Raw genomic sequence first — 1,522 nt, 5'->3', positions numbered from 1 at the left:
CAATGATCACAAAGCCCGTGCCTGCTCTGCTACGCACCCAAACCAGTCACAACCCCACCAGCCGTAACGACCCCGGAACTTGCAACGGCCCTGCCTCGGTGCCCGTGAGGGTCGTTCCAACGGAACGGCCCGGCTCAGTCGAAGATGGTGACCAGCAGGGCCGCAAGCACTGTCGCGGCGGAAAATGCGACAAACACCATCCGCCAGGCCGCCCTCATACGTCGCAGCGTGGGGTACCTACGGACGTCCAGCGTCGCTACCGGATTGTCGGGCCAGTACACGTCCCATCGGGGGGCGTACTGCGCGGAATCATGAAAAGAGTCGCCCACGGCTCGCACAACGAACCAACAAGCGGGGCGAAACGGCCAAAACCGCCCTCGGCGTCATCGAGCGCGGCGCGCTGCACAGATGATTCACCCTGAGCCACCAGGTACGGCTCTGAGGCGAGTACGGGGGTGCCGCTGTTTGGCGCGCATGACGACAGTGGACCCTGCCCGGGCGGGGCTAAATCGCTTGGACACGAACTGGACCCCGTCCGCGGAAGAGACGATCAGAGGCGAAAGGGTGGAGATTGCTGTGGCTTTCAGCAACTGCAGGTCGAACTCCACAACGGTGTCGGCCTCGCCGTCACCTTCACCCCCGTCCAACCCGACACCGCCGCCTGACCGCACACCGCCCACAGCAGCACCCGCCGGACCGGCCACCACCGGTCCCCCAACCACGCCCGCAAGACACCAACACCCCCTGCAACAAGGCCGTACACCCGCGGGGCGACCGTGATTTTCGCATCAGCTTTCGAGAGCACCTGCGGGGCCATAGCGCGGCTGGATTGGTTCGAACGGTCTGTCGTTTCTGCGTCTCGTATTGCCGCCGTGGTACCGGCCGGTAGACACGGAGTGATCTTGAACGCAGATACCGTCTCGGGGTCGGCGCCAAAGAAGACGGAGTTCGGTATGGGCACGTTTGACCCTGAAGCGGAGCTAGAGAAGCTGGGTATCGCCATCCAGTACCTGCTGCTCCGAGACACGCTAGCAGCCTGGGATGCCGAGCGCGGCAAGGTGTACTGCACCCTCGGTCTGGACCGCATCCCAAAGCGGTGCGCACTCGCGCATGAGCTAGCGCACATCGCCTTGGAGCACCAACGGTGTGCGTACGCGGACGAATCGGTGAGGACCATTGAGATCATTGCCCAGGAACGCAAGGCGGAACTGTGGGCGGCACGCAAACTCATTAGCAGTGCGCAACTGGCGGCCACCCGCGAGTCAGGACTGTCGCCGACCGCCATCGCGCGCGAACTGGGGGTCACAAGCCGTATTTATCGTGCCCGTCTGTTGGCTGAACAGGTCGACGAACAACGTTGATTGGGCACCGGAACTCTGGAGTCCTAAATACGGAACACTCTGCGGTCGTACTGGACGTTATGGCTAAGCTTGACTCTGTCGGGGATCTTGGAGTTGCCGAGGTCAGGTGCCCAGGGTTCGCCAGGACTTCGGCCGGGGGATCTCGTGCTGATCAAGGTAGG

General features: G+C 63.1%; 1 protein-coding gene. It reads left to right on the top strand.

The features are described from left to right. The first annotated feature begins 953 nt into the window (after window positions 1-953). Window positions 954-1,361 (top strand): ImmA/IrrE family metallo-endopeptidase, encoded by a 408-nt coding sequence (locus tag ACIQU6_RS44775; RefSeq protein ID WP_403488495.1) that lies wholly within the window; start codon window positions 954-956, stop codon window positions 1,359-1,361. Window positions 1,362-1,522: the final 161 nt, after the last annotated feature.

This window comes from Streptomyces sp. NPDC090442, from assembly GCF_044769405.1.
In the GTDB taxonomy this organism is placed as follows: Bacteria; Actinomycetota; Actinomycetes; order Streptomycetales; family Streptomycetaceae; genus Streptomyces.
This window is presented reverse-complemented; position numbering and strand designations above follow the sequence as displayed.

Bases quoted from the DNA above. Each gene is read 5' to 3' on its own strand.
- ACIQU6_RS44775 (WP_403488495.1), top strand. From the start codon at position 954: ATGGGCACGTTTGACCCTGAAGCGGAGCTAGAGAAGCTGGGTATCGCC.